This is a genomic window from Streptomyces sp. PH10-H1, from assembly GCF_030063355.1.
Lineage (GTDB): Bacteria > Actinomycetota > Actinomycetes > Streptomycetales > Streptomycetaceae > Actinacidiphila.
Genome location: NZ_JASISZ010000156.1, coordinates 1 through 6273, shown reverse-complemented (window position 1 = coordinate 6273; position 6273 = coordinate 1). Strand labels below are relative to the sequence as shown.

4 protein-coding genes are annotated in these 6273 nt (G+C 67.3%); all 4 read right to left on the bottom strand.

Annotated features, from left to right (window positions below):
• Positions 1–172: 172 nt before the first annotated feature.
• Positions 173–523 carry a hypothetical protein gene (locus QMK24_RS40480; protein WP_283471914.1) on the bottom strand — a complete coding sequence of 117 codons (351 nt, stop codon included), beginning with the start codon at positions 521–523 and terminating at the stop codon, positions 173–175.
• A gap of 485 nt (positions 524–1008) precedes the next feature.
• On the bottom strand, positions 1009–1599 hold the full coding sequence (locus QMK24_RS40475; RefSeq protein WP_283471913.1) for a flavin reductase family protein: 591 nt from the start codon (positions 1597–1599) through the stop codon (positions 1009–1011).
• Positions 1596–3812, bottom strand: coding sequence for a tetratricopeptide repeat protein (locus tag QMK24_RS40470; protein ID WP_283471912.1), 2217 nt, complete (start codon positions 3810–3812; stop codon positions 1596–1598). Before QMK24_RS40470 ends, QMK24_RS40475 begins: the two co-directional genes overlap by 4 nt.
• A complete protein-coding gene (locus QMK24_RS40465; RefSeq protein WP_283471911.1) occupies positions 3809–5029 on the bottom strand; it encodes a hypothetical protein in 1221 nt (406 codons plus the stop codon). The genes QMK24_RS40470 and QMK24_RS40465 overlap by 4 nt, the downstream gene beginning before the upstream one ends.
• Positions 5030–6273 lie beyond the last annotated feature (1244 nt).

Genomic DNA, 6273 nt, shown 5'->3' with positions numbered 1-6273 from the left:
TAGACCTGCCCCCACCGACGCTGATCCTTACGCGCAAACGGCTCGAACACCTCCGCCGCAAACGCCTCCAACTCACCACGCACACCAGCAATCTCGCCCGGAGTCACACACCCTCAACGCCACACCACCCCCGCAGGACACGCACCACCCCAACCAACCTGACCAAGCCCTACTAGAGCTCGCAACTGACGGAGACGCTGACACTGCCGTCTGAATCGACCGTCACGTCGATGCTGACGCCGATCCTGGTGGTCGTGGGCACGATACGGACGGGCTTTCCCTCGACCAGACCTTGACTCAGGAGCGCCCTCCAGCGAAAGTCTGCGGCCGGATCTGACGTGGCAGCCGCGAGCTGGTCGCGCTGCTTGTCGGTCAGGGCGAAGTATTCTTCCCCGAACGCCATGGCGCCGCCGGCCTGGATGATCTCGATCGCCCTGCGGCGCTCGATCTCATCGCCTTTGAGTCGGTTGATCAACTCGTCGAAGCTCTGCGGGGTGCAGGCAGGCTTGGTGTACGTGGCCATCGTGCTCTCCTCGAACCCCCCGTGGGGTGGAGTGGACTGCGTGCACAACGGCGTATTCCCCCGGCGCATCGGAAGAACCAGTGCGGGGAAGTCAGCCGCCAGCAGCAGGAATCGTCCTTGATGCCCCCTCTTTCACCGTACGCGGAACTCGGCCCCCGGCCGCACAGTGAAAGCAGCTGCCCGGCGACTCCTCACTCCAGGGCCCTGGCGATCCGGAGGTCAGCGGAACAGGAACGTGCGGCCACGCTCTGCCGCCCGTTACGCGGTCGGCGCAAGGAGCGCGGGACCTCTTGCGAACCGTGGGCCGCCAACCCGAGCTGCCTTGAGTCTGGGGTCGGATGCAGGACTGCGGCGACTCGATCGGGGCCCGTCATGGCAGGGGGCGTTCCGTGGTGATCGTGAAGTAGTCGAGGGTGCCTTCGCGGAAAGCAAGCCGCTCGCCGGGTTCGCGAACGAGGCGGCGGGCCCGCTCGCCGCCGCGGGGTTCACCACGCGCGGCCCGCCGGAGGGGCCAGCCGGACGAAGCCGCCGTCGTGGTGGATCAGCGGGCCGCCGTCGGCGATGTGACGGGCGGAGACCACCTGGCCGATGACGAGGGCGTGATCTCCGACCGGTAGCCGGCTGACGGGTGCGAGCGCCAGCCAGCCGAGGACGTCGTCGAGCACCGGCAGGCCGAATGCGCCGCGGTGCCAGCGCGTGCCCGGTCCGAACTTCGCCGGGCCAGATCCGCCGAATCTGCGGGCGATGTCCTCCTGGCCCTGCGCGAGCAGGTGGACCATGACGTGCGGTGCGCTCTCGACGGTGGCCCAGGACGAGGTGTGCAGGCCGACGGTGAACGACAGGAGAGGCGGGTCGAGCGAGAGGGATGTGAGGGAGGTCGCGCAGAAGCCGGCGGGGTTCTCGGCGCCGGCGGTGATGACGGCAACGCCCTTGGCGTGGTGGCGCAGCACCCGTCTCATCAGGTTGGGCCCCACCCCGGCGGGAGTGTCGGTCGCCCGCCGGGGTGCGCCTGCCAGGAGGGTGGTGCCGTGCGCGCCGCGATCGCTCGGGCGCGCGGCAGGGGATGCCTCCGTCACATCACTCCCTCCTGCGTCTGGCCCCTGTTGGCGATCAAGTCGCCGGCCTGCAGCTCGATCTCCTTGAGGTACGGGGAGGTCTCGCCGGGGCCGTAGGCCGCGAGGTGGGCGCGCCAGTCGTCGAGCGCGCCGGCGGTGTCGTTCGTCGACTGGCGGCTGACGCCGCGCCGGTAGAGCAGCTCGGGATTCTGGTCGCCGATGGCGGCGATGGCAGTGTCGAGATCCTCGATGGCACGGTCGTGGTGACCGAGTTCCTGCAGCGCGATGGCGCGGTTGGCCCGTAGAGCGGGGTCATCCGTGAGCCGGATGGCTTCGTCGAGGTCGGCGACCGCTTGCGCGGGCCGGTCCGTGGAATAGGCCAGTACGGCACGGTTGGCCCAGGCCGCGACGAAGGCCGGGTCTTCCGCCAGCGCGGCGGTGTATTTCGCGTACGCGCCCTCCGTGTCACCGGAGTCCGCGAGCAGCGAGCCCTGGGCGGCCAGCAGGTTCACGTTGCGCGGGTCCAGGGCGAGCCCGCGTTCGATGTCGGCGCGGGCGCGTTCCATCTCACCGCAGGCCAGGAGCAGATCGGCGCGGTTGACGATCGAGTCCACATGATCGGGCTCGATGTCGAGCGCGTAGTCCAGATCCCGCAACGCAGCCTCGTCGTCGCCGAGTTCGCGCAGCAGGTCCGCGCGGTTGAAGTGCGCCTCGTGGAACGGCGGGCTCAGCCGGATCGCGGCGGCGTAGTCATCGAGGGCCTGGGCGTACTGGCCGGCGGCGCGGTGCTGCGCGGCCCGCTCGAAGTAGTAGTCGCCGTAGTCCGGATCGCGGCGGATCACCTCGTCGTAGTCGAGCAGTGAGGCGGCGTGGTCCTTGCGGCCGCCCTGGACCTGCGCCCGGTTGTACAGCAGCACGGAACGGTGCAGGAGTTGCTCGTCGGGCCCGAAGTCGGCGTCGGTGATCGCCATCGCCTCGTTGACGAGCGCCAGCGAGCCGTCGAGGTTGCCGCGGTGCAGTTCTACGAGGGCTCGTGCGTTGCGCATGAAGGCTCTGACGAGGATGCGCCGACGTGGGTCCGGGTGGATGTCGGCGATCGCGATCGCGGTGTTGACCCACGCCAGCGCCACGTTCTCGTCGTGCGCGTCTTCCGGAAGGAAGCGGGTGTGGAGCATCGCCATCAGGTAGCTGGTGCCCATGTGGATGTCGGGCTCGGTCGAGCCCTGCCGCATCTCCTCGAGGTAGCCGATGGCTTCGTCGCCGCGCCCCAGGTAGGAGAGGCAGGCGCCGATTTTGTGGGTGAAGTTCCAGTACGCCTTCGGCCGTTCGGCGCTGGGGACTATCTGGCGTCCGCGCAGGGAGAGTTCCACCACCGCCTCGTAGAAGCCCAGGGCGAAGCACCCATTGACGGCCTGGGCGATGGCTTCCACACCGGCACCGGACGGGTCGGATCCGTGTTCCAGGTGGTAAGGAATAGCCCCGGTCAGCAGCGTCGGCTCGCCGAGGGCCGCCAGCTTCTCGGCGCGGGCGGTGTGACGGCGGGCCCGTTCCTGGGGCGGCAGGTCGGAGTAGGCGCGAAGGAGGGCCGGTTCGCGGCTGGTGCCGTCGGAATCGATGAACAGCTGGGCGAGGTCGGCGTCGGGTGGGAACCGCGGCTCGGGGCGGGGCCGGTTCCCGACGCGCAGAGCGCGGGCGGTCAGGTCCTGTCCCAGGGCGTCGTCGGCGATGCCGGGGTTCTCGACGATCACGGACAGCAGTGCGGGGTTGCAGCGGCGCAGCAGAATGGCCACCAGGTCACGGTCGGTGGGGTCGGCTTCGTCAAGGTCATGGAACGCGATGACGACTCCACCGGGATGCTTGATGCGAGCCCAGTCCATCAGGAGTTCGGCGACGCCGTGGCTGAGGCGGATCGCGCGCGTCGCGGGGTAGAACCGGGTGCGTTCCTTGGAGTCGGCGAGGTTGGTGAGGGTCTGGGGCGGCTGCGGGACGATGGGGGTGAGTTCCGGCGCGAGCGCGACGACTTCGGTCGCCCGCGCCGCCACCACCTCGGAGTTCGCCTCCATCAGCTCGGGCACGATAAGGCGCAGTAGGGAGCCGCCCCCGGTGTACGGTCCGCGTAGCCGGCGGTGGCACCAGACGTCGAGGAAGGCTTCAGGCGGCAGCGGAAGGCCGCCGTCCCCGGAGGCATCCGCAGTTGCGTCGATCCAACAGTGCCGGGGCAGGGAGGATGTCAAGGCAGTGCTCCTTGGAGTGAGTTCTTCCGGGTCCGAGCGCGCCGGTCCCGCAGGGTGACATAGAGCAGCAGACCGACTTCGAACGACGTCAGCACGACGAAGATCACCGCATCGAGGAGGTCGGAGGCGGGAGTCCGCGTGTTGGTGAACCGGCCGAAGGCCGTCGACCAGAGGTGTACGGCGGTCGGAATGGCGGCCCACACCAGGCTGCCGAGGGAGAAGCCGTAACCGGCCACGAGGATGGGCGCGTACCAGCGCGCCATCGCGCGGTCACGGTCCGACCACTCGGTGTCCGGCTGCGGGGGTTCGCGGCGCAGCAGCCGACGGAAGTGGGTGCGCAGGTAGAAGCGGCTGGCATTTTGAAGATCTGTGCAGCGCAGAGCGTTGGACAGGACGAAGTAGAGGTCGGTTTCCAGATAGAACATGAACTGCCAGATGAGGCGGATGACGCAGCTGAAGGCGACGGCCAGGCAGAGTTTGTGGATCCATGGGGCGATGCCGTGATCGTCCAGGGCCAACGAGAGGAGCGTCAGCACGGAGATCATGACGGCGTCGGCCAGCATTCCGGCGAGGAACGGCAGATACCGTCGTCGCCTTTCCACGCTGAGCAGGGAGTCCAGCCGGGTCTCCGCGACGAGGAAATAGAGCCGGCGTCCGATTCCGAGCCGGGAGGGAAGACCGAGCCGGCGGCCGGCGAGTGCGTGGAAACTCTCGTGTACCAGGATGCAGGGGATCGCGGCACCGAAGAGAGCTACCGGTATCAGTGAGAGATAGCTGGTAAAGAACACCTGGTGGTAGGAGGGACGCAGTTGTGGTTCTTTCACCATCGCGGCGACCGTCACGGCCATCAGCGCGATGTAGCACGCCCAGGCCGGCCGCGAGAATGCCCACCGGCCCAGCCGCTGCCATCGAACCGGTGAATCCGCAGGCGCGGACTCATCCTCGTCCTCGTTCTCGGACCGAAGGAATTGGAGATCCTCAAGCGCCGCGAGGAAGTCCTCCATGTCCAGGGACTCGCCGCACGTCCGCTCGTACCACGCGGCCACGTCGGAGACCGGGGTCCCGGAGTCGAGCATCCGCAGGGCCTGCGCACCCTCCTCGGGGAACACCGCGTACGAGCCGATGTCCGGCCGGCCGACCATGACGCCGTCGTCCTCGGCCACCATCGTGAGCTTGTGGAGGCGGACAGTGGAGCCGCCCGGTACGGTCACGCTCATACGGCGCGCCTCTCTGCGTCCAGCGGGATCGGAGCTGGGCGCCCGACGGGGCCCAGCTCCGAAAGGGGCGTGTCAGGCCTGGGAGCAGCTGTAGTAGCACGCAGTCGTCAGCCGGTGAACAGGGTCGGAAACGGGGCCCATCAGGTGAGCCCTGAACCGACAGCGGGCATGCGCTGCCGTTGCCCGGAAAGAATCCCGCCTGTCCCGGAACGGCCAGGTCATTTGCAGGGGTGCGCCATTTCCGCACTGAATCCGGACGCGCTGGACCCAGGATCTTCCCGGCCAGTGTTTTCCATGCCTCCCCCTCATCCAGTGATACCGGAACGACCGCATGAGGTCGCAAAGGGATCACAGGAGGTAATGTGCCTGGCCGCCAACAAATTACTGCGAACCGTCAATTGAATGGATCAATCCAGCACTGATCCACTCAAGGATGCGACGGTCCGGCGTCGGGTCCATGCACAGCATCGGGTTCGTTATCATCTCTGTCAACCTAGGAATGGCAGCATCCGGATACCGATTCATCTGAGCTATTGCAGTATCGAGCCGAATTTCTTGACCGGCCATCTCCATCAGGAGGCATCACCAGTAACAGCTGTCACGGGCGGAGACCCGAAAGTTCCGTTTACAGATCAAGGCAAATCGTCGACGGGGTTGTTGTAAAGCAGCATTTGATCTCTTGATGGACGCAGGTCGGGGGAGGGGCACGGCAGGAAAGTGGCCGGGGATCTTCAGGTCGGATGTCGCCGCTGCATAGGTTGGTGCGGATATGAGACGGGTGCGGATACCAGCCATCGTGCGAGTTCCGGTATCCATGCGCTCACTGGCTGAAAGACCGTTCCTGGCGTTCCCGATTCCGACCTCGTCGCCGAGGCGCTTGACTAACCCGGGGCACCTCGTCGCCCCGCAAGCTCGGACCCGCGTGGCGCGTGGCGTCCGGACGGCCGGGCTTGGCGGCCATGTCCCGCCGGCCGCTCGGCCTGACTGCGAACGCAGTGGTGCGCCGCAGCTCGTCGTCGTGTCGGAAGCGTCGAAAGCGAGACCGGCCCACCCGAAGACGCCCGAATGGTCCCATCGGCTGGCGCACCCTCAGGGGTCGTGATGCGGTGAGGTGATGCCCGGAGTGTGGACACAGGGGTTCATGCTGCGAGTGAAAGTTTAACTGTCTTGCGGTGCTGCTGTTCGAACTCCATTGGAGAGAGGTAGTCGAGCGCGCTGTGGCGTCGGCGGGCGTTGTAGTAGGT

Coding starts and splice junctions, on each gene's coding strand:
- QMK24_RS40480 (WP_283471914.1), bottom strand. CDS start 523: ATGGCCACGTACACCAAGCCTGCCTGCACCCCGCAGAGCTTCGACGAG.
- QMK24_RS40465 (WP_283471911.1), bottom strand. CDS start 5,029: ATGAGCGTGACCGTACCGGGCGGCTCCACTGTCCGCCTCCACAAGCTC.